The organism is Segatella copri (genome assembly GCF_019249765.2).
GTDB lineage: Bacteria > Bacteroidota > Bacteroidia > Bacteroidales > Bacteroidaceae > Prevotella > Prevotella copri_K.
In genome coordinates this window covers 1,858,331-1,885,327 of sequence record NZ_CP152484.1, presented here as the reverse complement: position 1 = coordinate 1,885,327, position 26,997 = coordinate 1,858,331, and the positions used below count along the sequence as shown (strand labels likewise).

Below are 26,997 nucleotides of genomic sequence, written 5' to 3'. Positions count from 1 at the left end.
ATGACTATTCTGCTTTTTTCCTTGCTTGAACGTTTTGCTGTGTACGATAACAAAGAAGGCTGTGCCCGACAACAACTGAAGATATGTCCTGTAATATGTATTACTTTTTTGTCAATACAGATAAAAGCAGCCATCAGTAATGATGACTGCTTTCATCTGTAATGATGCGGGCTATCCCTGCGTTCTGTTTCGGTATTCAGTAGGCACGATACCCGTTTCTTTCTTGAATACCTTCGAGAAATACTTAGGGTCGGTGAAACCTACTGCAAAGGCGATGCTGCTCAGTGTATCGTCTGTCTTGCGCAACATCTCGCATGCCTTCTTGATACGTATATGGCGAACGAAGTCTACCGGTGTCATTCCGGTCGTTGCTTTCACCTTATTATATAGTACGCTTCGGCTCATACCGATTTCGTTCGAGATATCATCTATCTTGAGTTCCGGGTTGCCTGCATTTTCAACAATAAACCTGAAGGCACGCATCATGGTTCTGTCCTGCATCTGTGCCGCCATAAATGCCAGCTCGCTGTTTGGGTCAACCGCTTCGTTTTCGGCATTTGTTTCTTCCTGGTTAAGAGCAGGCTGAGGAACAACTGTAGGCAGTATTCGCAAGGCTGCTATGGCATCTTTATCGCCAGCTTCCTTCAGCTTTCTGATGATATCCACCTGAATGTTGCGGCGCTGGGTGAGGATAGCCTCTATTCGGCCGAGCAGATAAGGGGTAGAGAATGGCTTGGTGATATAGGCATCAACACCTTCATCAAAGCCTCGCTGCTGATCTTCTACGCTTGCCTTGGCTGAGAGAATCATCACAGGGATGTTGTTGAGGGTGGTATCCTGCTTGATCTCGTGAATCATCGACAAACCATCCATCACAGGCATGGTAACGTCCGTGAGGATAAAGTCTGGTATCTCCTTGCGGGCCATCACCAAACCTGCCTTTCCATTCTCTGAGAGCAGCACGTTATAGGTAGGCGAGAGAATACTGTAGAGGAACTTGCGCAGGTCGGCATTGTCTTCAACTACCAGTACAGTCTGGTCTTTGAGTTTCGTTTCTTCCTGTGCTTCTTTCTGTTCCTTGCCCATTCCTTCCAGTCGTTCAGCCTCTTCATCCTTATCTTCTTTCTGTTTATTTACTTCTTCCAGATAGTCGGATGCATTGCGGTCGTCAATCTGTCCGTTCTCTTTCTCCCTTTCTGTCAGGTCGTAATCTTCCTCGGTCAGACCGCTGTTCGTATAGAAGTCTGCCTTGTTGCCGTATCTCTGAGCCTTGTCCAGCATTACCAGCATTTCGTTGGCATTGTTTATTACCATTCTCAGCAGTTCCTTGCCCTTTCGGGTGATACCCGGTTCGGTATCCAAAACGGTTTTTACCGGGGCTCCGATGAGCGTTAGAGGGGTTCTCAGACGGTTGGCTGCATCGTTGTAGAACTCATTCTTCATCACGCTCATCTCGTGGGTTACGTTCTCGCGCTGGCGCTGGTTGTAGGTATAGAAGATTGCGCCTACGATACCGAAGAGCAGGAGCAGCATGAGAAGCTTGCCCCAGATGCTTTCCCAGAAGGTAGGGCGCACTTCGATAGGCAATTCTGCCACATACTTGCTCCATACACCGTGAGAGTTGGTGGCTCTCACCTTGAGTACGTAATCGCCATGACTGATACGGTTAAAGCCGATGCTATGGCTGCTTCCGTTTGATATCCACACGCCTGGAGCTGTATAACCATCTATGCGATAGAGATATTTGGTCTGATACTTACGCTGATAGTCGAGCGATGCGAAGTTGATGGTCAGATTTCGCTTGTTGGCAGGAATCACCACTTTATCCTTGTGCAGGATAGGTTCCGACTCCTTCTCTCCGCTATAATGGAGGGAACTGAAGATGACTTTAGGCTGGTAGTTGCTCTTCTTCAGCGTAGCCGGATTGAAGGTAATCAGTCCCATCGGGGTACCTACCGAGATGTTGTTGCTTGCCGGATCGTGGTAAGGACGGCTTTGCGAGAACGACATGTTGAAGTCGAAGTCGTTAGGTCCGAACACATTGCACTGGCCCGTTTTCGGGTTTACGCAGTCGATACTCGATTCTCTGATTACCCAGATTCTTCCCTGGTTGTCTTCTACCATGCCCTGTACGATGCCTTCGTTAATATCGATGGCATGGAAGTATTTCATCTTCAGGTTGTCTTGCAGGAGCGATTTGCTCACAATCTCTTCCATCAAACCGCCCTGTTGCGAGATATACATCTTGCCGCTGGTGTGCTCCATGATATTGTTCATATCGTTTGCAGCCAGACTAGTTGTATCGTTCGGTATGTAGTAGGTCTTGTGGTAATTGATCTTTCTTGCGTTTGTAAAGGCATCACTGAAGGTGAAGAGACCATCTGTAGTTCCTACGAGAATGGTTCCCGTAGTGGTGCAGCAGATGCGGCGTATGCGGTCGTAGTGCTGTTTCTCCCAAGGCAGTCCGTTTCGTTTACTGATGAAGCTGATACTGCCGTCTGCTGCCTCGTTAACAAGTGCCAGCCCACCTCCGTAGGTACCTATCCAGATGCGTCCGGTACGGTCGGCTACAATGTCTTGTATCTTGTCGAACGGCAGCGATGACGGGTTGTTGGCATCATAAACAAAGTGTCTTACCTGCATTTTATCTATCAGATAGACACCATTTCCGTTGGTTCCTATCCATGCTCTTCCCTTGATATCGAAGTGGATAGACATGATGCCCTTCTCGTCGAAGTTTACTTGCTGTGGCACAATCTGTCCGCTTGGCGACAGGTATCCGATGCTTTGGTAGGATGCGTTGAGCACCTGGATTACTCCGTTGTGATAACCAGCCCAGATATGTCCGTCTGGCGATGCATTCACCGAGAACACTTCGTCTTCGCCCACATCCAGCTTGTTGATAATGTAAGGGTGATATTTGAAGACTACCTGTGTCAGGTCGTGAGAGCCTGTCAGCCAGAGGATTCCCTGGTCTGAGAGTACATATTTCGTAATCTTCGGTATGCGGTAGTTGCCCGATGAATTGCTTCTCAGCAGATAAGGCACCAGTTTTCCTGCCTTGCGGTCAAAATAACTGAAGGTTCCTCCTCTTGGCACTACCCAGAGGGTCTTGTGTTCATCTTGTGTGATAAAATTGCTTTCGCAGGTTGTGCGGTCCATCGGGTCGTCCTGGTCGGCAAAGAGCCACTGTTTCTGTCCGGTCTTCGGATTGACGAGGGTTACTCCCATGCCGTCAGTGAATGCCCATACCATACCGAAAGCATCGGTATAAATCTTCTTTACCTCTGCCAGAGGCTGACTCGGGCTCTGTACGTTGATGATATCAAACTTGAAGGTGCGCGGGTTGTAGATGACCACACCCAGATTGGTTGCCAGCAGGAGCTGGTAACCTGTATTTTTCAGTTCGTTGATACGGGTTACGCCTTCTGGCATTGGTATCATGGTGAGTCGGTTCTGCAGGTCATATTTTGCCAGTTTACCGTCTTCAGTTGCCAGGAACTCATCTTCTCCCACCCCTCTGAGCCATTTGAAAGGCAGTTTGCTTGGAAATTTCGAGTTGTATATGCATGCGCCTTTGTCGGTAAGCACCCATTCTCTTCCGTGTATATCATGATGGATGTACCATACATTTCCGCTTCTGAGTCCCTTTTTTCCTACTTTGATGAGTTCTATGTTCCGCTCATCAAAGGTTTTTCCTACCGATCGGATGATGTATTTTCCGTCTTCTGAAGTAAACCATGTAGCTCCGTTTTTCATTGGGTATACCTGGCTCACGCGCAGGTCGATGTTGAACTCTTCGTTGAATTTCTGTCCTACAGCAAAGAACCGGCAGAAGTGGGTATCGTATACGTAGAGCTTGCGGTCGTATGTGATACACCACACGTTGTTGCTATAGGATGGTTCTATTTTCAGTATACGGTTGGTTGACAGTACGTCAATATCATCGGGGTTGTCTCTGAAAGTATGAAACTTATAGCCGTCATAGAACGACAGTCCGTTCCATGTACTGAACCACATGAGGTTGTCTTTACCTTGTTTGAGGTCTGAGATGGTATTGGCAGCGAGTCCGTCTGTGATAGAGAATTTTCTCACATCGCAGTAGGGTACAGCTGCTGTCATGATGGTAGAGAGCAGTCCTAATAAGGTGATATATAATTTTCTTTTCATCATTTTTTATTCGTATACGTTTATTAATCGCAACAAAGGTAGTGAAAATAAATGAGATATCGTAGTTTCAGGTGTATTTTTTTTGTTATTGCATTAAATTATTCCACTTTTCATGTTATAGGGGTAATATTTGGTTGATTTGCTGTATGTTATGCCTAACAAAAAAAACTCCCCCGATAAATGAATATCGGGGGAGCAGTAGGGATATGTTGTTTTGAATTTGATTACTTCTGAATCATCTTCTTTCCGTTCTTGATGACTACACCCTTGTAAGCCTTGGTTACCTTCTGGCCTGCGAGGTTGTAAACAGGAGCGTTCTTTGCAGCTTCATCTGTTGTAATGTTAGTGATGCCGGTAGATTCAAACTTTTCTACAGCCTTGATAGGGAGAACTTCAGGGATGTTTTTGAATATTACACCGAAAATACCGGTTAAGGTATATTTCTCTCCTTCTGTTAATTTTGAAACACCACCAATACCGCTAAACTTATCGTAAATCATAATCTTGTTTTCACCATCATTAGCATAGTAGTTGAATTTACCTGCAGTATACTCTTCTTTGCTGAATGTGAACTCCTTAATCTTGATAAGGTCGTTGGTGTATTTGCCATCAAGGATGTCCTTTACAGTTGCAATAACAGGTTCAGCAGCTTCGTTGCTCTCTGTGATTTTGAGATTTTCGCCGTTTGTTTCCTTGCTTGCTGACAGATAAGGAATTCCTGCGTCATAAGCCAAATTTACCTTAACAGTACCGCTAATGATGCTGTTTACAGGCATATCGATTCCTAAAGTTCTCATTTCGATAGCAGTATCACCTTCACGTACGTAAGTATTTACGGTTCCCTTGTAGCTGTTTACGTATAATACCTTTGCGTTTGTGAGTTTGAGGTTGATGTAATCCTTAGCTTCTTTATTGTTAGCCAAGAGTTCCTTTACACTTGCTGCATCGGTGTACTCTATCTTGGTACCAGCGAGCGTAACTTTGATAGACTTGATTTGGGTGTTGCCAGCAATTGTATATACAACTTTGTTTGCATCACCAGTCCAAGAACCTTTATTATTAGTACCTACGTCAGCATTGTTATTATCATTCCATCTTTTATTTATAATGTCGATAGAAGCAATCTTCTTGTCAGCAGGTGCTTGAATCGTAAGCGTTCCACTGTACATTCTGAGACGTGGTGAACTACTCCAGATTCGGTTATCATTCGAACCAGAAGTTTTTGCAGAAACTGTTACAGAAATACCATTAGTTGTACATGTCATGGCTTTGGTGATATCTCCATCTTTAGAATCTGAAGAAGATGTACCTGTCAGTTCTGGGAAGAGTGTTTTGTAATCATTGTCAAAGTCAAAAGTTACTTCCTGTGCAAACGTAACGCTAGCTACGAATGCCAGAACCAATGTTAATGAATAGCGTAAAAATTTGTTCATAACTTAATAATTTTAAAGGTTAAACGATTAATTAACAGTTGAAACTCATTTGTTGAGTTGATTCTTAGAAATTACTTTGTCCTAAAAGTATGATCTTAGAATTATTACTGATGCAAAGATACACAAAATATCGAAACAATGTGTTAAGATTGTGTTAAATATTTGATACAGAGAAAGATACACCATTAAAATAGAAATTAATACCATTAAAAAATAGCTTTTTTCTAAAGAATAGGGATTTCCCCCTCAGTTTGTATCCTTTTCCCCTTTGTGGTAGCCGCAAAAACTACTACCTTTGCATCGAGTTCAAGAAAGAATGCTGTTCTTCAAGAGCTCAAAAGTATAGAAGATATAAGAATATAAATAACTTAACTGATAAATTGATATGAAAAAGTTTAAGCAGATATGGATGTGGATGGCGATAGCTGTTGCATCTTTCTCATTCACCTCGTGTGATGATGACGATTACTGGTATGATGATTATTATTGGTATGATGACTATAATCATGGTGGCTGGGGATGGAACCAGGACTACTGGAATAATGGTTCTAACAGCTCTCAGAACAATTACCTGCTGTCGGAGGCTCAGACCCTTATTGGCGACTGGAGAGGCTCTGTGCTGCTCTCTGAACTTGCTGAGGACGGCCAGTCTCGCAATAACTACAGTTTCATTGCCGAGATGACGTTCTATCAGGCGGGTGATAAGGTAAACTCGCTCAGTGGTAATGGTGTAGAAGTGGATTATGCCGATGATGGAAGCTATGAATCCCAAACTCTGAAGTTTACCTGGTACATCGATAAGAATGGTGATATTTATATCCGTTATAATTCTGGTGCTACCTATGTGATGGATGCAGGTGCTAAGCAGTATGGTTTCTATCTGGGTGATGAAAAGGGCCAGGATGTGTTCTATGGTTATATGATAGGAACAGGTAAGGCTAAGGGTGATGTGATGCAAATCGATCTGGAGCGTTACGATCCGAGTGGAGCCCGTAAGAAGACCCGTTCTGCTGCAACCGATTCCGTAGCTCCTAGCTTCGGTAAGGCTACCGGTAGGGCATTCATGCCACATGCAATCAAGAAGTTGCCGAGAAGATGATGATATAAACCAAGAAATCCGCTCTCTCATTGATTTGAGAGAGCGGATTCTTTGTTTGTATATAGCCTTTTATTTAAAGCCCCAAAGTTTCTTGAGAGCTTCTGCATCTACGTTTTCCACTTCCTTCTCGGTTTTATCAGGGAGATTACAGAAGAAGTCGATGCCGGTTTTATCTTCCAGCGTCTTGATGTTTACGACATAGTTGCCGAGCTGGTCGCCTTTTTCAAATGCCTTGTTCTCGTGAGGGAACCAATAGCCGAAAGCGCTGTATGTATACTGGTTGGTGCTCTTGTTTAGCTCCTTTTTCAGTACAGCTACAAAGAAATACTTTGGTATTGGGATATAGCCTGGCTTCTGGGTTTCGCTAGAAGCACCCTTCTTCTTCCAGCCCAGGAGATTACTCTCGCTGCCTACCGGGTCGATAGTACCGCCCTTCACGATAAACAGGGTATCAGAATCAATCTTTGGAGCCTTGGTACGAAGATCTTCCTCCATTTTATACCATGTTCCACGCTCGTTGAAATTGGCATATTGAGGCTGCATGTTGGTCATGAAGAAAGTCTGCTTCTGCTGGGTAAGGTTCAGCTTGCGGTCAGCAGAAGGGCAGATATGACCATGGTCAAAGCCTTGATCTGTAGGAGTAGGGTCTTCTGTAAAATCTGTAATTCCCCATTGTTCTTTCAGATCTGTATCCCATGGATACTTGCGCTCGCCTTGACCAGGTTTCCATCTGTCAACGTTAGAAGCCGTGTTTCCTGTATGGAAAGTATAGCAGCTCCATCTCTGGCTCTTCATGTTGTCATCCCATTCTGTAGAATAGTTCAACATACCTGTTGTATTATCCATGTGCACGATGGCATAGCTGGTACCATTATTCTTGAGCTTTGGGAACTCCAGACCGCCGATAGCGTTTCTTACCACTTGTGGCATGTTGGCAGTAGCCACATTCTTGTTTGTATTGTTTTTATCGGTTGATTCACCACCGGTATTGCCGCCTGTGCTTCCACCACCCGTATTACCGCCACCGGTTGTACCGCCGTTTTCAGGAAAATAGAACTGCAGGGTATCGTCAGTGCCGCAGGCAGAGAACGTCATCGCAGCAACGAGTGCGAAGATAAAAAACTTAGTATGCTTCATAATTCTCGATAATGTTTATTAAGTTAAAGATTTTGTGCTTTCTATATATAGAAATATGTAGAAAATCGATTGTATGAGGAATTGTAGTGAGAGAAAAAAAGTGCATTCCTACGTATATGCAACTACGCTGGAATGCACTCAGTATCTTTGCGATAATAAATATATCCTTATAAAAAAGGTATATTATTACTTCTTCAATTTGCCGTAACGGTTCATGAAGCGGTCTACGCGACCCGCTGTATCAACGAGCTTGCTCTTACCTGTGTAGAATGGGTGAGAAGTGCTAGAGATTTCAATCTTAACAACTGGATAAGTCTCGCCTTCGAACTCAACAGTGTCGTTAGTCTTGCATGTAGACTGAGAGAGGAACATATCGCCGTTAGACATATCCTTGAATACTACAGGACGATAATTCTCTGGATGAATACCTTTTTTCATTTTTCTTTTTTATTTTTATTGGGTTATTAAAATTAGACGTCATGGGGATGCTTGTTGCATCATTTCGTGTCCCTTATCGGGGCATGCCCATTATAGCCTGTTATCAATTTCAGGCTGCAAAGTTACGCTTTTTTCCTGAAACCACCAAATATTTCCTCTTCTTTTTAAGAAATATTTTGGAAATGAGCATAATACGTAGGTTCTCAAGTTATGACAGGCGATGTGTTCTGTTAGGCGTTTCTCCTGCCAACTATGTTTTCGATGGATAAGAAAAAAAATCCCCATCGCCTCTGTTTGTGTAGAGGACGATGGGGATCAGTATTTTTTCTAATACATAATATCTACTAGGGGAATTACTTCAGTGTGATGATGATCTTCTCGATGTAGAGAGCACCTGCCTTATTGTTGAAGAGAGTAAAATACTTGACGTTCTGTGCGCTCAAGTCGAATGTCTCTGTATAAGTCTTGTAATCACCTGAAACCTCATTGGTAGATTTACCTTCGATAGCTGTATCCTTACCATTTGCAGCCTTTGCTGCATAGAGGGTGTAGCTTGGGGCATAGGTAGAAGTTGCTTTTGTTGAGAACAGGATTGTTACGGTCTTGATGTCCTTTGCAAAGGCTGTAGAATTAAACAGGAAGCCTTGTTTGCTAGCATCAGATGCATTACCTTGCATTTGGATACCCTTACCATTTGTTCCGTCAGAAATGCAAATTTTAGCACCTTTAAAGGTGGTGTCGCCAATCTTCCAAGTGTACCAGGTTGATTCGTTTGTAACATTCTGACTATTATAATACTTATCTACAAGTTCTACATCACCGCTCTTGCCACTCAAGATAGATGCGTCTGTCATTTCGATGTTGCCGCTGGCTGGTGTATCAGGTGTTGGGTCTGGCTTAACCTCACCGCCGCCTGTACCTTCACCTTCAATCTTAACGATAGAGCTGGTCTTGTCAACCTCCATGATATCATTTCCGTTCTTGTCGGTGAACTTCATGATCTTACCCAGGATAGTAACCTTCTGACCCACCTTCAAATCTTCCTTAGAAGCGAAGTCTGCACCTTTCAGTCCCTTACCAGAGTAAACCTGCATGTCCTTGCTCTTGCCATCGTCTGAGATGTAATAGGTGATGCTCTTGTATTGGTCATTATAGAAAGCAACATCTGAGATGATACCTGTCAGGTAAACCTGTGTAGTAGGCGCTGTGCCAGCCTTGATGGCTGCGATAGCTTCTGCCACTTTGTATGGGTCACTGAGAGAACCCTTACCAGTTGCTGGAGTATCAGGAGTTGTAGTTCCTGTGTTCTCGATAGAGATGATGGTGCTGTTCTTGTCGATTTCATTGACAATAGTGCCATCATTCTTCGTGAATGCCTTGACGATTCCTTTTACTACTACGGTCTGACCAACTTTCAAGTCATCCTTGGAAGAGAAGTTTGCACCATCCTTGCCTTTGCCAGAGTATACTTCGATAACATCTGAAGAGCCCTCGTCTGCGATGTTATATGACAAACTGCTATAGGTTTCGTTGAAGAAAGTTACGGCTGTAATCTTACCCTTTACGCATACAGCTGTAGAAGGTGCTGTACCTGCCTTGATGAGGGCGATAGCTTCTGCTACAGTATATGGATTGCTTTCAGAACCCTTTTGGTTAGGATCTGTGTTTCCTGGACCAGCAGGCTGAGTAGGCTGTGTATAAGGCTCAGGAACATCCTCGCAGCTGCTGAATGTGAAGGCAGCCATTGCCGCCATCAAAACTGAAAATATATACTTTTTCATATTATTGTCTTTTTAAATATTGTTACTATTTTGATAATCAGTAATTACTTGATAGAGATGAGATTGCCACCCTTAATCTCTTTGGTGCCGTTATAATCAAGCAGGGTGCCTGATACAACCACCTTCTTGCCTGGTACAAGGATACCCTTGGTTTCCTCTGTCCACTTTGCACCATCGATGTTGAAGCAACGGAATACCTCGAGCGTCTTGCCTTCTGTATCCTTACCGTCGTCAGAGATAACGAATGTACCGTTACCATACTGGCCTGTATCTACATCTTTCACCTTTACGATGATACCGGTAGCATAAACCTTAGCATCGCCTGCTGTACCGGCATTGATCTTCTCCAGTGCCTGAGCCACAGTGTAAGGCTTCTCCAATGTACCGCCTGTTTCTGATGCCTTCAGGTCATCCGTGCTGCGAAGTACAATCTGCCAGGTGTTGCCGAATCGGGTGAAGATACCGGTGATATCGAATACGCCCTGTGGAACCACCTCGTTGGCAAACTTAGAATAACCCGAGTTGCGCACTACCAGGTTGTTTTTGTTGATTCTCTTGCCCGTTTCGGCATCGATCAGTTCCAGACTCGTATTGGTATCATCTGGCGCCCATACGTTTTTGCCGTTAGCTGAAGCAAACTTCACCTTCTTCAGGGTCATCAGCTTGCCCACGTTAGCATCCATATAGGCTGGATCAGTAAGCTTTGTCAGGTCAAACTCCTCTGGCACTACCGTGCTTGCATCAGCCTCGCCAGGGTTCAGAATCTTGAAGTGCTCGTTCCAGATGGCACGCTCTATCTTTCCCATACCCAGACTTCCATCTGAGAGCTTGGTATTCACACCGCCAATCTGAGGCAACTTCTTGTAACTTCCGATATAGAGACCCTTCAGATTTACGAGAATCTCCTGACCAACAGGAAGATAACCCGACAGACCACTTCCGTTGATGGCAATGATGATAGCGCCGGATGCATCCTGTACGCTCACCTGGTTGTAGATATTGCCACTGACATCATTGCCCGTCACTACCGCCTTGATCATCATGTCCTTCTCAATCAGCTTGTAGCCATTGTCGCTGTTGATAATCGTAGCAAACTGGGTCTTCAAATCTGCTATGCTGATCACATTCTTCTCCCTCAGGCTGTTGTTGCCCCATGGAGATGCAGGCACCTTCTCGGTCAGGTCTGGGTCAGCATAACCGTCGCCCATACACGACCCCAGGGTTAGTGCCAGGAATGCCAATGCTATGAATTTTATCTTTTTCATTGTTCTTTCTTTTTATTGTTATCGAGAAACTGCTCTTTAGAATCTGTAAGATACCTGGAACATGCCGTTGGTACCCCAGGTGTAATACTTTTTAGGATTCTTAGAGAACTGGTAGAGGCGTGGATTCTTCACGTTGCCGTTAGCATCCAGTGTATAGCTTGAACGTGAGTTCTGCTCATATCCGCCTGTTACGATGGTCTGGTTGTTCAGCAGGTTGGTAATCATGAGGTTGAAGTTGAGAGAACCCTTCTTCAGTCTCACGCTCTTGCCTATGCTCAGGTCAACCATCCATCCTCCGTGACCCTTCTCCTGGGCTACAGCATCCTCAGTCCAGCTCATACCGTCGAGTGTAGTAGGAGCAAAGATTTCTGGGTATGCCTTGTAGGCAGCCTGGCGGTTGGTCAGCACCTTCTCATATCTGTAGCTTGGAGAATAAGAGAGGTAGATGCGGTCGTAGTAGTTGGCATTGAGGTTGACGAACCATCCGTTTACGTGGGCATCGAGACCGATGCTTCCCACTGTGAGCGGTGTGCCACTCTCGCGCATATTCATCACGTAAGCCTTGTCCTGGTAAACCTCAGCACTCTTTGAGAGCATGTATACGGCGTTTACATTGTTGATGTTTTTCGCCTCGCTCATAGCGCCCAGGGTCTTCAGGTCGAGCCATGATGTGAGCTTGAACTTAGCGCCCACCTCTACACCATAGTATTCCTTCTTCAGTCCGGTCATGCTCACGTAGGTGAATGAATTCTCATCATCGTTGTAGAAGTTCTGCCATTCCGTAACGTTCTCCAGTCGGCTGTAGTAACCGCTCACGTTGGCACTCAGCCATGCGTTGCGATACAGGTAGCTGAATTCAGAGCTGAAGATGCGCTCGTTCTTGAGGTTAGTCACGAAGTCGTTGCTGATTTCAGGCGAGATGAAGGCTGTGCTTGCCATCGGCGCACGCAGCTCGTATCCGGCTCCGATGCTGAAGGCATGACCTCTGCCCATATCCACGTTCAGGCTTCCCTTTACGCCACCGTCCAGGAAGTTGGCTGTGCCGCTCTTGCCCTGGCTGTTGTTCGGTGCCATACCGTTGCGCATGTAGCCGCGGCGGTTCATTCCGGTATATCCGATACGTCCGCTCAGCATCGCCTTCATGTTGTAGAATTCGGCTGTATAGGTGCTCCATGCGTTTGCCTTGTTCACGTCGATGCGATAGTCGTAACCGAACTTGTCACCCTCGTAAACCAGCTTGCCTGTGTTGTTAGGACCGGCTGTGTTCAGGTCGTACTGCACACGTGGGTCGGTCTTAGGATAATCGCCCAGGGCATAGGTGTTGATGTTGTGGAAGATGGCACCGCCCAGCATGTCTTCCAGTGTCTGATAGTGCTGGTTGGTACTCTTTCCGAGCATGATACCCGTAGCCAGGTTCGATTTCTTGGTCAGCTTGGTGTTCAGAACGGATGACAGGCTCAGGGTCAGGTTGTCGTTGTGCTTAGCCTGAACATAGTAGAGCAGATCCTGTCCGTTCTTGGCAGCCTGCTGGTTGGCATAGTACAGACGGTCCCAGTTAATCTGGCGGTTCTGCTTGCTTGCCTGCCAGTAGTTTACGGCATTGTTCCAGTTTTCCCAGGTATACATGTTGTTGCCGTTCTTGTAGTCGCCCCATACATAGTAGTTGGCAGATGGCATGTTCTTCCAGTAGTCTGGCTGTGGATTCTCTGCGTTGTTGTAGTTGAGCTTGGTGCTCTTGTACATAGAGTATTTTCCGAACACCGATGTGGTGAGCTTCATCTGGTCGTTGATTTCCCAGTCCCATGTAGCGATAGCCGAAGGAGCAAAGTCGTTCACTACGCGTGAGTTTCTCTTGTGTCCGTTCTGGTATCCCCAGTATGGGTTATACTGGTAGTCGTTTGCCAGCCAGTAAGCCTCGTCGGTAGATGCTCCCTGGGTGCTTCTTTCTGTCGGGTTACCCCATGTAGAGAAGCTCAGCGAGTGACCGTTCATCCACTTCTTCTGTACACCGAAGAAATAGGAGAGGGCGTTGTAGAAGGTTCCCTCTACGTATCCCCGGTTAGCCCAGCGGTAGGTGAGACCGGCTGTGATGGCCCATCCCTTTTCGTTGAATCCGCTGGAGTAGGAGTAGAGTCCGCGCAGGGTATAGTTGCGGTTGGCAACACCTACGCTCGCATACTGTCCTTCCTGCATGCTTCCGGCACGGAAATCATAGTTGTTGGAGCCTGCCATGCCCGTCATCGAATAGCCGTTGGCTTCGAAAGGCAGGGCGAAGTCTACGTTTCTGGAGAATCGGTTCAAACCGCCGATGTTGGAGAAACGGAACTGTCCGGTCTCCATATCGTTCATGGAAGCACCGTTGATATAGACATCGTTGTACTTCTGGTTGAAGGCACGGTAGCGGAAACGTGCTGGCGAGAACAGGTAACCTGCCTGGCTCGCGTATACGTTGCTGGTAGAATTGAGGATGGTGACATTGGATGACATGTCATCGTCCTCGCCCAACTGTGCCTCGGAGAAGGTGAAAGCATTCTCGTCAAGTCCCTGTGCTACGTTCTGGTCAGTCTTTTCGTTCTGAGCCATAGCCAATGAACACGAGAAGAGCGCTAACATTGCTAAGTTTACTTTCTTCTGCATAGTTTATATGTATTAAGTATTAATAAACCGGCAACAGCAGTCTCTTTGAGCAGTGATGATATATGTCCCGCTAGGTCTTGTTTAGGCGATAAGGGGACTTACCGTGGTCCCTGGTCTTGTGTCTTCTGTTCCGATTCAATGTGTTTAATGCTGCAAAGTAACAAAAAGTTTTTTGAAAAATGAATTTATTTATGTTAAAAATGCATGAAATCTGAAAAAATATTCGTTTTTATGGAGATATTTCCGGTTTTTTTAGGTATCTTTGCTGCCTATTACCTCACCGCGTTAAGGTGAACATATATATAATAAGGTGAACATTAATGATTACTATTAGTATGAGGAAACATTTGCTCTTGCTGGCTGCCCTCCTCATGATTGGGCTGGGCGCTACAGCACAGAAAAAGAAGTCGCAGACTTCAGGCAACAGGCAGTTTCAAGTGTATGCTGTAGGTTTCTACAATCAGGAGAACCTCTTCGATACCTGCCATGATGCCGGTAAGAATGATTACGAGTATCTCCCTGCTAAGGGATGGAATGGTATGAAATATACCAATAAACTCAAGAATATGTCGCGTGCACTTGCCGACATGGGTACCGATGTGCTGCCTAACGTGGGCTGTGCCTTCATCGGTCTGTCTGAGGTTGAGAATGCCAACGTGCTGAAAGATCTCACCGCACAGCCGCCTCTCAAGGCAAGAAACATGCAGTTCTGCCATATCGAGGGTCCCGATAAGCGAGGCATCGACTGTGCGCTGCTCTATAATCCGGCACTCTTCACGGTGAAGAACACCCGATTGGTGCCTTACGTACAGGAACTTGCCAAGGATTCTGCCTACAAGACCCGTGGTTTCCTCACCGTACGTGGTGAGCTGGCGGGCGAGGATGTGGCGGTTATCGTATGCCACTGGCCAAGCCGTTTCTCCGGTCCGTTCTATCGCGAGAGCGGAGCGCGCCAGACTAAGGTGGTAAAAGACAGTCTGCTCCGTCTGAACCCTGAGATGAAGGTGTTTGTGATGGGCGATATGAACGATGATCCTACCGACGCCAGCATGCACAAGGTGCTGAAGGCGAAAGCTGAAATCAGCGAGGTAGGTGCCGATGATATGTATAACCCATGGTATAACATCCTGGCCAAGGAGGGCAAGGGAACCCTGTTCTACAGCGGTTCATGGAATCTCTTCGACCAGATAGTCATCACGCCTAATCTCCTGAACAAGGATAGTAAGCACAAGGACTACAGTTCTCTGAAGTTCTGGAAGAACCACATCTTCCGCCGCGATTACCTCATCCAGCAGGAGGGCCAGTACAAGGGTGCTCCTTTGCGTACCAAGGCAGGCGGCAGATGGCTTAACGGCTACAGCGATCACCTGCCGGTAGTGATGTATCTGGTGAAGGAAAAAAAGTAGAAAATGGTTGAGAATCATCCTTTTGAGCCGTGGCTGCCCGATAATGCGCGGCTGCTGATGCTCGGCACGTTTCCGCCTGCAGAAAAGCGGTGGTGCATGCCCTGGTATTATCCCAACTTCCAGAATGATATGTGGAGGATATTCGGGATTATCTACTTCCAGGATAAGCTCCATTTCGTGGATGTAGAGAAGAAGACCTACCGCCTCGATGCTATTAAGGAATTTCTCAGTGAGAAGGGCGTCGCCATCTATGATACCGCACAGCAGGTGATACGCACCAAGAATACGGCATCCGATAAGGACCTGCAGATCGTGCAACCTGCCGATCTCGACGGCATGCTCCGCCTGCTGCCCCATTGCAGGGCGGTGCTCACAGCCGGTCAGCTTGCCACGAAGGTATTTTCAGAACACTTCGGTATCAAGGAAAAGCCTGAGATGGGAGGCTATGCAGAATTCCAGTTCAAGGGACGCAGACTCCGTCTGTACCGCATGCCCTCCAGTTCCCGTGCCTATCCCATGGCGGTGGAGAAGAAGGCTGAATTCTACCGCAAGATGTTTGATGAAATCTTATAGAAAGAAGAAAGAATATGAAAGATAAAGTGACCGTTATTGGCATTGCGGGAGGCACAGGCTCCGGCAAGACCACTGTGGTGAAGAAACTCGTAGAAGTGCTGCCGCCTCATTATGTGGCTGTGGTGCCCCTCGATTCATATTATAACGATACCTCGCAGATGACCGAGGAAGAACGTCATCAGATCAACTTCGACCACCCGTCGGCATTCGATTGGAAGCTTTTGCACCAGCAGCTCGCTGATCTGCGTGCTGGCAAGGCGATAGAGCAACCCACCTATAGTTATATCAAATGCAACCGTGAACCGGAAACGGTTCACGTTGACCCCAAACCGGTTGTGATCATCGAAGGCATCATGACGCTGGTGGACAAGAAGTTGAGAGACCTGATGGACCTGAAGGTGTTCGTGGATACCGATGCTGATGAGCGCCTGATACGCAACATTCAGCGTGATACCATCGACAGGGGTCGCACCGTATCGATGGTGGTAGACCGATACCTCAAGGTCCTGAAGCCGATGCACGAGCAGTTTATCGAACCCACCAAGCGCTATGCTGACATCATCATTCCGCAGGGTGGCGAAAACCTCAAGGGCATCGGTATCCTCTGCAAGTATGTAGAGGGACTGATAGAGAAATAAAAATATTTTTGCTCAAGCATTGCATTTCTTTAATGCAAAACAAAGTTTAATTAGGAAACAGGGCGGCCTTCTTCGTGAAAAGAGGTCCGCCCGCTTTGTTTTTATCCCAGTCGGGCTATTCAAGTAGTTCAGTTTGCTAACTCAAGTAGTTCTGTCAGCGAATTCAGCCGTCTCAGTTAGCTGATTCAGCCGTCTCAATAAGCCTACGGATACGTCTGCGCTAGCCGACGCAGTAATATCCGTACCCCGACGCAGTAATATCCGTACCCCGACGCAGTAATATCCGTACCCCGACGCAGTAATATCCGTACCCCGACGCAGTAATATCTGCATCCCGATGCAGTAATATCTGCATCCCGACGCAGTAATATCTGCATCCCGACGCAGTAATATCTGTATCCCGACGCAGTAATATCTGTAACCCGACGCAGTAATATCCGTGAGTCAGCGCAGCACAACGTGTGGTCCGTTTTCGCCAGGTCCCATAACCATATTCTGCAAAGATCTTCTTGCTTTTTGCAAGAAGATAAGCTGAAAAACGTGATAGATGAAGGCTATTAGTGATGGATAGCGTGATGGATATTGTAAATATTTTATCCATCCATCACGCTTTCCTAAATAGATAATTCCCTTATTATCAGGTAATTAATATTTTGAGAAGAGAAAAAGTGAGGGATGTGAGGGATAAAACTTAAAAGATTATTCCTCTTCCTCCTTCTCAAAAGCCTCTACGAAAGGCTGGTGGAAACCCTGGAAGATGCGGAGATACTCGGCTCGCACCTCATCACTCTCCTCAAAAAGATTCAACTCGCCACGCTTGTGAGCCTTCAGCATACTGCTGTAACGGCGAATCTTACGCTTGTAGTTCCTTGCCATCAATGCATCTGCCTGAACAGGATTCTGACTGACATACGAAAAGGCACAAAGCTGCTTCATGAACATGTCGAACACCGGATTGTCATGACTCCAGTCGTCCTCACTCAGCCAGAACCACTGGAAATGATACTTCTGCTCCAGTGCCATCAGATGCTGCCCCAGCTCGTCAATCTCCATGCCCTTCTGCATCTGCTCCTCAGCAAAAGCTACCAGAGATGCCGCATCTACATTCAACTCAACCTCGTGAGACAGCGTGGTGCCCTCAATCTGAATGCGCCAACGGTAATTCCTATTCTTGATGAGCGCAGAATTCGTGTTCATCAGCAACTCAGAAAGCTTGCCCTCGGTAGGAATCTGATCTACTACCGAGAGACGGTCGCGCTGGTTGCGAACCACCAGCTGATGGTCCTCATGGCGCAATACACACATGTAAACCAGCCTGTTGCTGTCGAGCTGAAGGGTGAAACGGTCGTTGTTGTCATCGCCCACAAATTCGTAGGTGTAGTCATCCACCTTATCCTGCGGAATGCTCAGCTCGCCATGCACCTTGTTGCCCTCGGCATCGTAGAGCGAGAAACCGATGTAAGGAATCTGAAGGCGGAGGACAACCGGATTGCCGCCGTCCTCAGGAATCAGGGTAACAGCCAGTCCGTCATCGCCGAAATCATCCTTGCGGCATACGAATCCGTCATCCGTCTTCTCAGCCTTCTCCACCTTCACCTCGCCGTGGCGCCACCAGAAATCGAAGGTGATGGTCTGGTCGTCCTCAGCGGCTACACGGATGAAATCCTCGATGTCCTGACCCAGGTAAATCACCTTGGCAGGCTCAATCTCCTCATCGTCATCGCCCAGCGCTCGCACCCACATCTCGCCCGGAACAGGATCATCTTCCCATTCGGCATCAGCAGGGGCTGCAGTAGATTTGAAAACGAGGAAAACCATTCTTTCTTCTTCCCTCGTGCCATCTTCGCGGCACGTGAAGCACTTTGCCTCCTTAGGGATGAAGAATGGGGTTAACAGGTACGGGTTTTTGCATAATGCGGTATACTCTACCTCGGTCCATGCCGGGAGAGCGTGTGTATTAGTCTTGTCTGTCATATTTTCTTGTTGCATATAATTCTTGAGTTGGTTCTATTCCTATTCATCATCCGGCGTGTGTGGCAGGACGAGGGGGATGTTGATCCCAAAAAACGGTTGCAAAGGTAATGCAAAATCGAGACACTACAAAATATATCACCTATTTTTTTAATTATTTTACGATTCAATATTTGGTGCTTCCAAAAAATAGTTGTAGTTTTGCATCTGAAATAATGAATAGAAAGATGAAAGTCAAGACAATACTCACACTGGCGCTAGCCGCCACAACCCTCGCAGCATGTCACAGGGGAAAGAAACCACCACGTATGGACAATTCGAAACTCGCCATCAGCCTCTCGAAACCGGCTAAGGGCGACAGGGCTATCTACGGACTTGCCTGCCTGGGCTGCTCGGATACCGCGCTGGTGCTGCTGCCCAACGGAGGCGGCGACCCCGTAAGATACAACATTCTGGATGCCACTCGCAACCATCAGGTGTTTGGAGATATAGAGGTGGGCGACTGGGTTTGCGTGATGCCATGCGGGGAGAAGGATGAGAAGAACCGTGCCGACATGGTGATAGATCTGGACCAGCTGAAGGCCACCTGGACCTATCCGGTGATGCCGAAGCTGCGCGATGTATCGCATCTGAGTAAGCGCCAGCAGGCGAGAATCCTTGCCAATATGCCTGACAGCATCGTAGAAACCTATATGGTGCCGCGCCAGTATGGATTCACCCTGAAGCGCATGAGCGAGGCGATGGCCGTGGGCAGGGTGATGGTAAACAAGGATGTGGATGACGACAGTCCGGTAGAATATCCTGCCGTACCTCAGTATACGGAATGGCATGCCTACAACGGCAAACTGATTCTGGTGCAGGGCCAGCGCGAGCTGGATGGCGTGGTGATGAATGAGAAGACGAAGCGCGATACCTTCACCTTTGTATATATGAAGGGCGACAGTCTGGCTCTCTCTGATCGTGAGGGCCGCATCCAGGGTTTCCACCGCTCGCTCAATGCGATGAAGGCCAACGCCAAGGCCCATGCTGCAGCCGAGAAGCTGAACAGCAAGATGAAGAAGGAAATATTGAAGTAAATTACATAATAAATATAAAAAAAGAGGCGAATAGGACGATTTCTCGATTTTTTTGTCTAATTTTGCACCTTGGAATTAAATTCATACATCGAATATAAAGAAAAAGAACAAGAATAATGAAGAAGAAAATTCAGTTCAGTCTCGTTTATCGAGACATGTGGCAGAGCTCTGGTAAGTTCCAGCCACGCAAGGATCAGTTGGCTAAAATTGCCCCAGTTATCATCGAAATGGGATGCTTTAGCCGTGTAGAGACTAACGGCGGTGCCTTCGAACAGGTTAACCTCCTGGCAGGTGAAAACCCTAACGATGCCGTACGCGCATTCTGCAAACCTTTCAACGAGGTGGGTATCAAGACTCACATGCTCGACCGCGGATTGAACGCTCTTCGTATGTATCCTGTGCCTGACGACGTGCGCGCCCTTATGTATAAGGTAAAGGCTAAGCAGGGTACCAACATCACACGTATCTTCGACGGACTGAACGATGTGCGCAACATCATTCCTTCTATCAAGTGGGCTAAGGAGGGTGGCATGACTCCACAGTGTGCACTCTGTATCACCAACTCTCCTGTTCATACCCTGGAATATTACATGAACATCGCCGACCAGCTCATCGCTGCCGGTGCAGAGGAAATCTGTTTGAAGGATATGGCAGGTATCGGCCAGCCAGCATTCCTCGGCAAACTCACCAAGATGATTAAGGACAAGTATCCACAGATCATCATCCAGTATCACGGCCACTCTGGTCCTGGTCTCTCTATGGCTTCTATCCTCGAGGTCTGCAACAATGGTGCCGACATCATCGATACAGCCATCGAGCCATTGTCATGGGGTAAGGTTCACCCAGACGTAATCTCAGTTATCAGCATGCTGAAGAACGAGGGCTTCGAAGTGCCTGAAATCAACATGAGCGCTTATATGAAGGCTCGTGCTATGACTCAGGAGTTCATCGACGAGTGGCTCGGCTACTTCATCAACCCAGGTAACAAGATCATGTCTTCATTGTTGCTCGGTTGCGGTCTCCCTGGCGGTATGATGGGTTCTATGATGGCAGACCTCGGCGGTATGCGTCAGACCATCAACAACATCCGCAAGAAGAAGGGTGAGGAAGAGTTGTCTATGGACGACCTGCTCATCAAGCTCTTCGACGAGGTAGAGTATGTATGGCCACGCGTAGGTTATCCTCCATTGGTAACCCCATTCAGCCAGTATGTAAAGAACATCTCACTGATGAACCTCCTCACCATGGAGCAGGGCAAGGGTCGCTTCGTAATGATGGACGACTCTATGTGGGGTATGATTCTCGGTAAGAGCGGTAAGATTCCTGGAACTATCGACCCAGAACTCGTAGAGCTCGCCAAGAAGCAGGGCCGCGAGTTTACAGATGTTGATGCACACACATTGCTCACCAACGCTCTCGACGACTTCAAGAAGGAGATGGACGAGAACGGTTGGGATTACGGTCAGGACGACGAGGAACTCTTCGAGCTCGCTATGCACCCAGAGCAGTATCGCAACTACAAGAGCGGACAGGCAAAGAAAAACTTCCTGGCCGACCTTCAGAAGGCAAAGGATGCCAAGCTCGGTACGACCCTTACTCCTGCACAGCTTGCAGAGTTCAAGCACGCCAAGGCAGATGCCATCGTGGCACCAGTAGCCGGCCAGCTCTTCTGGGAATTCCAGGGCGCGGGCGAGTGCCAGCCAGCTGTAGAGCCATACATCGGCAAGGAATATAAGGAAGGTGATGCCTTCTGCTATATCCAGGCTCCTTGGGGCGAGTTTGAAACCATCCCAGCTGCATTGGGCGGCAAGCTCGTAGAAATCAATGCCAAGCAGGGCAGCAAGGTGCGCAAGGGCGATGTTATCGCTTACATCGAGCGCGAGGCTGAATAATGTTAAATGTTGAATGTTGAATGTTGAGTTGTCCCTTTCTGCAAAACAGCAAGGACACTTACGGCGCAAGCCCCATAATTCAACATTCAACACTCAACATTCAACATTTAATATAAAAACGATGAATTATCAAGCTATTATTGATAAGTATTATCCTGAGGATAATGAGCTTCGGCATATCCTCATTACACATAGCCAATCTGTAGCGCGAAAAGCGCTACAGATTGTTTCGTATCATCCCGAATTGCAACTCGATGCCCAGTTTATCGAAGAAGCAGCTATGCTCCACGACCTCGGCATCTTCATGACCGATGCCCCAGGCATACAGTGTTTCGGCTCGCAGCCCTACATCTGCCATGGACGACTGGGAGCAGAAATCCTGCGCAAGGAAGGATATGAGCGACATGCCCGCGTATGTGAGCGCCATACCGGTGCAGGCATCACAGAGGCACAGATTATAGCACAGAACCTGCCCCTGCCACATCAGGATTTCCTGCCGGAAACCATGGAGGAGAAGGTGATTTGCTACGCTGATAAATTCTTCAGCAAAACTCACCTCGACCGGGAAAAAACAATTGAGAAAGCAGAAAAAAGTCTCATGAAGTTCGGAGAGGAAGGAGTAAAACGCTTCCAGCAATGGGAACGCATGTTTGAATAGAATTCTAATTTATTGAATGAGAAAACAATCGACGATAGCTATGCTGCTGCTCGCTGCCATCTCGTGTATGATGGTGGCTAATCCGGGTATGCCCGATTCGAAAAAGAAAAAGAAGAAAACGGAGAAGACGGAAACCGTGGACAGCGTGGGTGACAGTGTGTTCGTAGACTCGCTGGGCAACGAAATAAAGCCCAAGCTGAAACAGGCTGACGACACTACGCAGATGGACTCGCTGCAGAAAGCTATATGGAAACATAATAAAGTGGTGGATGACAGTATCCGCCTCGACAGTATCGCCAGAAAGAAACAGGGTGGAGTAGACGCACCGGTTAACTATCAGGCGGACGACTCTCTCGTATACGATGCCAAGAACAAGGTGGCATATCTCTACGGAAACTCCAACGTGAAGTATACCAATATGGACCTCAGTTCCGACCGCATCTCCATGGATATGGACAAGAGCAACGTGAAGGCGATGGGTACACCCGACAGTACAGCGGAGGGAGGCATCAAGGGCAAACCTGTCTTCAAGATGGGTAGCGATACCTATGATACCGACACCATCAAATTCAACTTCAAGAGCAAGAAGGCCCTTATTAATAATGTATATACAGAACAGCAAGACGGATTCCTGACCGGTATGAAGTCGAAACGCGACTCATCGGGAGTCATCTATCTGCAGCACGGAAGGTATACCACCTGCGATGATCCGCATCCCGACTTCTACATCTCGCTCTCCCGAGCCAAGGTAAGGCCGGGCAAGGATGTGGTATTCGGACCAGCCTATCTCGTGGTGTGCGATGTGCCTATGCCGCTTGCCATCCCTTACGGCTTCTTCCCGTTCACCAAGAGTTACAGCAGCGGTTTCATCATGCCAACCTACGGCGATGAAACGGCACGAGGATTCTATCTCAGAGATGGCGGATATTATTTCGCCATGAACGATAAATGGGACCTGAAGCTGCTGGGTGAGATTTATACCAAGGGATCGTGGGGACTCTCGGCAGCCAGCAACTACCGAAAGAGATACAAATACTCGGGTTCCTTCTTCTTCAGTTACCAGGATACGAAGAACGGCGACAAGGGAATGCCAGACTTTACCGAGCAGGAGAGCTTCAAACTGCAATGGAGCCACCGCCAGGACAGCAAGGCAAACCCATACAGTTCGCTTTCGGCAAGTGTGAACTTCGCCACATCGAGCTACGAGCGCAATAACCTCAACTCGCTCTACAATCCGCAGACGATGACGCAGAGTACGAGAACCTCTTCCGTAAGCTGGAGCACCAACTTCTCGAGCATCGGAATGTCGCTCAGCTCTACCGCCAACCTCTCGCAGAATATGCGCGACTCGTCGATAGCCATGACGCTGCCCGACCTCAACATCAGCATCTCCCGCTTCTATCCGTTCAGAAGAAAGAAGATGGTGGGCGATGAGAAATGGTACGAGAAGATAGCCATGAGCTATACGGGACACATCTCTAACAGTATCAATACCAAAGAGGATAAGCTGATGCACAGTTCACTCATCAAGGACTGGCGCAACGGATGGCAGCATCAGATACCGGTGAGCGCTACATTCACGCTCTTCAAATATCTCAACGTGAACCCATCGTTCAATTTCACCGACCGTATGTATACCAACAAGGTGGAGAGATCATGGGATGAAGCCAGCCAAACGGAGAAATGTGATACCATCTACGGTTTCAACAACGTGTATAACTGGAACATGAGCGTAGGTCTCTCTACCAAACTCTATGGTTTCTACATACCAAACCGCAAGCTCTTCGGAGATAAGATACAGGCTGTGCGCCACGTGTTTACGCCTACGGTGAGTTTCAGTTATGCCCCAGACTTCGGAGCTTCACGCTACGGCTACTGGGACACCTACCAGAAGACCGATGCCGACGGAAACGTATCGCTGGTGAGCTACTCGAAGTATGCCAATGCCCTCTACGGTGCGCCGGGCAAGGGTAAGAGCGGTAATATCTCGTTTACCCTGGGCAACAACATCGAGATGAAGGTGAAGAGCGATAAGGACTCTACCGGATACAAGAAACTCAGTATCATCGATGCGTTCGACATCAACATGAGTTACAATACCGCAGCCAAGGTTCGTCCTTGGAGCGATATGAACATCAACCTGCGACTGAAGTGGTGGAAGAACTATACCTTCAACATGAACGCTGTGTTTGCCACCTATGCCTACGAGCTGGACGACCAGAACAATGTTTATGTGGGTACCCATACGGAGTGGGGCAAGGGCAGGTTCGGACGATTCCAGGGTATGTCGCAGAACTTCTCGTTCACACTGAACCCGGAGAAGCTGAAGAAACTCTTTGGCGGGGGCGATGATGAGGACGACAAGAAGGACAGCCAGCGCAATGATGATGACGATGAAGGTCTGGATACCGACATCGAGAGCAACGTAGACGACAGCATGGAGAAGGGTAAGACGGCAGCCAAGAAGGGCGGCAAGGCTGAAACGGATTCAGATGGTTATATGGCGTTTAAGATGCCATGGTCGCTGACCTTCGGTTATGGTGTAACGATGCGCGAGGATACGCGAAGAGAGAAGTTCAATGAGAAGACGATGCGCTATGCATACAAGTTTACCCAGACTCTGAACATGAGTGGTAACGTAAGAATCAGTGATGGCTGGAACATCAGTTTCTCATCCGGTTATGATTTTGACAACCACAAGATCAGTATGACCACCGCCAGTCTGGCCCGTGATCTTCACTGTTTCAACATGAGCTGTTCTGTGGTTCTCGCTCCATATACGAGCTACAACTTCACCTTCCGTTGTAACGCAGCCACCCTGACAGATGCGCTGAAATACGACAAGCGCAGCGGTTATTCGAACGCTGTACAATGGTACTAGATGATAGTTTATAGTTGAAAGTTTATAGTTAATAGAGCTTTTCAGCTTATAGGTAATAAAAAAAACAGGCAAGTGATTTTGCCTGTTTTTTTTTGTTGTACGCTCGGCATGAGCATTGTCTAACGGGTGAAAGTCCCGAGTAAGCCCTAATAGCGGGAATTACATAGCCAAGAGCAAGGGTGTTCATCGTAAGGTGAAATCTGAAGGAAGCTGGCGGCAAACATCTGACCTAACGAACAGAAACTTCATATAAGGCATTTGACCATGGATAAGATTGCAACACAAATCAAAGTCCCATAGCTATTCGGAATGGTCGGTGTAAATGAAGTAGGTATAAGATGGAAAGACAATGCCCTTATCCGAGGAGGTCTCACGGACGCTTCAAATAGTTGTTTTTACGAAAGAAGCGGAGTAAAGCTTGCCGTGAGAAGTCAGCAGACGCCATAGTAGTGCAATACTCGATAATGTTGCATAAAGGGCAGAACCTATATATTAAACGATAGTAATTGAAACATACCTTATGAAGGAAAGAATGCAGAAAACATTATCCCAAGTTAATGGCTGTCCCCAAAGAGATAGGTCGGAAACCGAATGGTATGGGGGAGTGCAGACCTTTATGTGGATGTGTGAAGACAACATCGTGGAAGTACCATTCGACAAGGAACACCTTTTCGAGCAAATCCTTAGTCCTGCAAATCTCAGCCGAGCCTACAAAGCAGTGATGAGAAACAAGGGCTGTGGTGGTATCGACAAGATGTCATGTGAGCAGCTGCTCCCATGGCTCTTGACCAATAAGGACGTGCTCATCCGTTCCTTGATGGACGGTTCTTACCGTCCGAACCCAGTGAAAAGGGTAGAAATACCCAAAGACAATGGCAAGAAGCGCCTGTTAGGAATACCTACAGTAGTAGACCGTCTGGTGCAACAAGCCATCAACCAAGTACTGACTCCCATCTATGAGAACCAATTCTCCAAGACGAGCTACGGCTTCCGCCCGAGAAAAGGATGCCATGACGCACTGCGAGGAGCGCAAAGGATAATCAACGAAGGCTACATATATGTAGTAGACCTTGACCTTGAACGCTTCTTCGACACGGTGAGTCATAGCAAACTCATAGAAATCCTCAGCCGTACGATAAAAGACGGCAGAGTTGTCAGTCTTATACACAAATATCTCCGAAGTGGTGTAATGAACAAAGGCTTGTTCGAAGCGAGCGAGGAAGGGACTCCCCAAGGAGGACCGCTAAGTCCGTTGTTGAGTAACATCATGCTCAACGAACAGGATAAAGAACTTGAACGCAGAGGGCTTCCCTTTGTACGCTATGCAGATGACTCGATGATATTCTGCAAGTCCAAGAGGGCTGCAATGCGAGTGAAGGAGTCTATAACCCGATTTATAGAGAATACTCTATATCTCAAAGTCAACAAGGAAAAGACCGTAGTGTCGTATGTGCGCGGAGTGAAATACCTCGGCTACTCCTTTTATGTGAAGAAAGGCAAATGCCAACTCACGGTACATCCAAAGTCCAAAGCTAAGATGAAGTCAAGGTTGAAAGAACTGACAAGTCGCAGCAATGGTTGGGGATATGCCAAGAGAAAGCAAAAACTGAAAGAATACATAAGAGGATGGGTTGGTTATTATCATCTTGCCGATATGAAAAGTCTTTTACGTAAAACAGACAAATGGTTAAGACGTAGAATCCGCATGTGTATATGGAAAGCTTGGAAGAAACCCAAGACAAAAGTGGCAAACCTCATTAAATGTGGTATCAATAAATACCAAGCATACGAATGGGGTAATACTCGCAAGGGCTATTGGCGCATAGCTGACAGTCCTGTATTAACGAGGGCGATAAACAACAATAATCTGCGCTCTGCAGGGTATGCTACTTTAATGGATGCGTATCTCGAATGGTATCCAAAATAGGAACCGCCGTATGCC

At 47.1% G+C, this 26,997-nt stretch carries 17 protein-coding genes; 9 read left to right on the top strand and 8 right to left on the bottom strand.

Annotation, left to right across the window (positions count from 1 at the left end):
- Nucleotides 1-171: 171 nt before the first annotated feature.
- A complete protein-coding gene (locus KUA46_RS08335) occupies nucleotides 172-4,173 on the bottom strand; it encodes a hybrid sensor histidine kinase/response regulator transcription factor (protein WP_218486842.1) in 4,002 nt (1,333 codons plus the stop codon).
- Nucleotides 4,174-4,394: 221 nt separating this feature from the next.
- Nucleotides 4,395-5,603, bottom strand: a complete 1,209-nt coding sequence (locus tag KUA46_RS08330; protein ID WP_218486877.1) for a hypothetical protein — start codon at nucleotides 5,601-5,603, stop codon at nucleotides 4,395-4,397.
- A gap of 385 nt (nucleotides 5,604-5,988) precedes the next feature.
- Between KUA46_RS08330 and KUA46_RS08325 the strand changes: the two genes are divergently transcribed.
- Nucleotides 5,989-6,702: a hypothetical protein gene (locus KUA46_RS08325; RefSeq protein WP_218486841.1), complete on the top strand. Its 714-nt coding sequence runs from the start codon at nucleotides 5,989-5,991 to the stop codon at nucleotides 6,700-6,702.
- A gap of 69 nt (nucleotides 6,703-6,771) precedes the next feature.
- Here the strand turns inward: KUA46_RS08325 and KUA46_RS08320 are convergent, their stop codons facing one another.
- The 5 genes from KUA46_RS08320 to KUA46_RS08300 all read right to left on the bottom strand — a co-directional run bounded on the left by KUA46_RS08320 (nucleotide 6,772) and on the right by KUA46_RS08300 (nucleotide 13,960).
- A complete protein-coding gene (locus tag KUA46_RS08320) occupies nucleotides 6,772-7,839 on the bottom strand; it encodes a DNA/RNA non-specific endonuclease (RefSeq protein WP_218486840.1) in 1,068 nt (355 codons plus the stop codon).
- Nucleotides 7,840-8,025: 186 nt separating this feature from the next.
- Nucleotides 8,026-8,277, bottom strand: coding sequence for a type B 50S ribosomal protein L31 (locus tag KUA46_RS08315; RefSeq protein WP_006847266.1), 252 nt, complete (start codon nucleotides 8,275-8,277; stop codon nucleotides 8,026-8,028).
- A gap of 353 nt (nucleotides 8,278-8,630) precedes the next feature.
- The gene (locus KUA46_RS08310; RefSeq protein ID WP_218486839.1) at nucleotides 8,631-10,058 is read right to left on the bottom strand and encodes a hypothetical protein; all 1,428 of its coding nucleotides are present in this window, start codon (nucleotides 10,056-10,058) and stop codon (nucleotides 8,631-8,633) included.
- 44 nt (nucleotides 10,059-10,102) lie between these two features.
- The gene (locus KUA46_RS08305; protein ID WP_218486838.1) at nucleotides 10,103-11,323 is read right to left on the bottom strand and encodes a DUF5689 domain-containing protein; all 1,221 of its coding nucleotides are present in this window, start codon (nucleotides 11,321-11,323) and stop codon (nucleotides 10,103-10,105) included.
- A 36-nt stretch (nucleotides 11,324-11,359) separates the two neighbouring features.
- The gene (locus tag KUA46_RS08300; RefSeq protein ID WP_218486837.1) at nucleotides 11,360-13,960 is read right to left on the bottom strand and encodes a TonB-dependent receptor; all 2,601 of its coding nucleotides are present in this window, start codon (nucleotides 13,958-13,960) and stop codon (nucleotides 11,360-11,362) included.
- 335 nt (nucleotides 13,961-14,295) lie between these two features.
- Here KUA46_RS08300 and KUA46_RS08295 point away from each other — a divergent pair, with 335 nt between their 5' ends.
- From KUA46_RS08295 to udk, 3 genes are read left to right on the top strand one after another with little or no spacing between them, the layout of a single operon-like run.
- Nucleotides 14,296-15,366 (top strand): endonuclease/exonuclease/phosphatase family protein, encoded by a 1,071-nt coding sequence (locus KUA46_RS08295; protein WP_218486873.1) that lies wholly within the window; start codon nucleotides 14,296-14,298, stop codon nucleotides 15,364-15,366.
- A gap of 3 nt (nucleotides 15,367-15,369) precedes the next feature.
- The gene (locus tag KUA46_RS08290) at nucleotides 15,370-15,939 is read left to right on the top strand and encodes a uracil-DNA glycosylase family protein (RefSeq protein ID WP_218486836.1); all 570 of its coding nucleotides are present in this window, start codon (nucleotides 15,370-15,372) and stop codon (nucleotides 15,937-15,939) included.
- Nucleotides 15,940-15,953: 14 nt separating this feature from the next.
- Nucleotides 15,954-16,577, top strand: a complete 624-nt coding sequence (gene udk / locus KUA46_RS08285) for a uridine kinase (protein ID WP_117691549.1) — start codon at nucleotides 15,954-15,956, stop codon at nucleotides 16,575-16,577.
- Nucleotides 16,578-17,276: 699 nt separating this feature from the next.
- Here the strand turns inward: udk and KUA46_RS08280 are convergent.
- Nucleotides 17,277-18,551 carry a hypothetical protein gene (locus KUA46_RS08280; protein ID WP_218486835.1) on the bottom strand — a complete coding sequence of 425 codons (1,275 nt, stop codon included), beginning with the start codon at nucleotides 18,549-18,551 and terminating at the stop codon, nucleotides 17,277-17,279.
- Between the two features lie 224 nt (nucleotides 18,552-18,775).
- Here KUA46_RS08280 and KUA46_RS08275 point away from each other — a divergent pair, with 224 nt between their 5' ends.
- The 5 genes from KUA46_RS08275 to ltrA all read left to right on the top strand — a co-directional run bounded on the left by KUA46_RS08275 (nucleotide 18,776) and on the right by ltrA (nucleotide 26,982).
- Nucleotides 18,776-19,624, top strand: a complete 849-nt coding sequence (locus tag KUA46_RS08275; RefSeq protein ID WP_256625010.1) for a hypothetical protein — start codon at nucleotides 18,776-18,778, stop codon at nucleotides 19,622-19,624.
- 116 nt (nucleotides 19,625-19,740) lie between these two features.
- The gene (locus tag KUA46_RS08270) at nucleotides 19,741-21,516 is read left to right on the top strand and encodes a biotin/lipoyl-binding protein (protein WP_218486833.1); all 1,776 of its coding nucleotides are present in this window, start codon (nucleotides 19,741-19,743) and stop codon (nucleotides 21,514-21,516) included.
- A gap of 121 nt (nucleotides 21,517-21,637) precedes the next feature.
- Nucleotides 21,638-22,174 carry an HDIG domain-containing metalloprotein gene (locus tag KUA46_RS08265; RefSeq protein WP_006847274.1) on the top strand — a complete coding sequence of 179 codons (537 nt, stop codon included), beginning with the start codon at nucleotides 21,638-21,640 and terminating at the stop codon, nucleotides 22,172-22,174.
- Between the two features lie 16 nt (nucleotides 22,175-22,190).
- Nucleotides 22,191-25,055, top strand: a complete 2,865-nt coding sequence (locus KUA46_RS08260) for a putative LPS assembly protein LptD (RefSeq protein WP_217745825.1) — start codon at nucleotides 22,191-22,193, stop codon at nucleotides 25,053-25,055.
- A gap of 520 nt (nucleotides 25,056-25,575) precedes the next feature.
- Entirely contained in the window at nucleotides 25,576-26,982 is a 1,407-nt protein-coding gene (gene ltrA, locus KUA46_RS08255) for a group II intron reverse transcriptase/maturase (RefSeq protein ID WP_153136868.1), read from the top strand.
- Nucleotides 26,983-26,997 lie beyond the last annotated feature (15 nt).

Excerpts from the sequence above, each read along its gene's own strand:
- KUA46_RS08335 (WP_218486842.1), bottom strand. The coding sequence starts at position 4,173 with ATGATGAAAAGAAAATTATATATCACCTTATTAGGACTGCTCTCTACC.
- KUA46_RS08330 (WP_218486877.1), bottom strand. The coding sequence starts at position 5,603 with ATGAACAAATTTTTACGCTATTCATTAACATTGGTTCTGGCATTCGTA.
- KUA46_RS08325 (WP_218486841.1), top strand. The coding sequence starts at position 5,989 with ATGAAAAAGTTTAAGCAGATATGGATGTGGATGGCGATAGCTGTTGCA.
- KUA46_RS08320 (WP_218486840.1), bottom strand. The coding sequence starts at position 7,839 with ATGAAGCATACTAAGTTTTTTATCTTCGCACTCGTTGCTGCGATGACG.
- KUA46_RS08315 (WP_006847266.1), bottom strand. The coding sequence starts at position 8,277 with ATGAAAAAAGGTATTCATCCAGAGAATTATCGTCCTGTAGTATTCAAG.
- KUA46_RS08310 (WP_218486839.1), bottom strand. The coding sequence starts at position 10,058 with ATGAAAAAGTATATATTTTCAGTTTTGATGGCGGCAATGGCTGCCTTC.
- KUA46_RS08305 (WP_218486838.1), bottom strand. The coding sequence starts at position 11,323 with ATGAAAAAGATAAAATTCATAGCATTGGCATTCCTGGCACTAACCCTG.
- KUA46_RS08300 (WP_218486837.1), bottom strand. The coding sequence starts at position 13,960 with ATGCAGAAGAAAGTAAACTTAGCAATGTTAGCGCTCTTCTCGTGTTCA.
- KUA46_RS08295 (WP_218486873.1), top strand. The coding sequence starts at position 14,296 with ATGAGGAAACATTTGCTCTTGCTGGCTGCCCTCCTCATGATTGGGCTG.
- KUA46_RS08290 (WP_218486836.1), top strand. The coding sequence starts at position 15,370 with ATGGTTGAGAATCATCCTTTTGAGCCGTGGCTGCCCGATAATGCGCGG.
- udk (WP_117691549.1), top strand. The coding sequence starts at position 15,954 with ATGAAAGATAAAGTGACCGTTATTGGCATTGCGGGAGGCACAGGCTCC.
- KUA46_RS08280 (WP_218486835.1), bottom strand. The coding sequence starts at position 18,551 with ATGACAGACAAGACTAATACACACGCTCTCCCGGCATGGACCGAGGTA.
- KUA46_RS08275 (WP_256625010.1), top strand. The coding sequence starts at position 18,776 with ATGAAAGTCAAGACAATACTCACACTGGCGCTAGCCGCCACAACCCTC.
- KUA46_RS08270 (WP_218486833.1), top strand. The coding sequence starts at position 19,741 with ATGAAGAAGAAAATTCAGTTCAGTCTCGTTTATCGAGACATGTGGCAG.
- KUA46_RS08265 (WP_006847274.1), top strand. The coding sequence starts at position 21,638 with ATGAATTATCAAGCTATTATTGATAAGTATTATCCTGAGGATAATGAG.
- KUA46_RS08260 (WP_217745825.1), top strand. The coding sequence starts at position 22,191 with ATGAGAAAACAATCGACGATAGCTATGCTGCTGCTCGCTGCCATCTCG.
- ltrA (WP_153136868.1), top strand. The coding sequence starts at position 25,576 with ATGAAGGAAAGAATGCAGAAAACATTATCCCAAGTTAATGGCTGTCCC.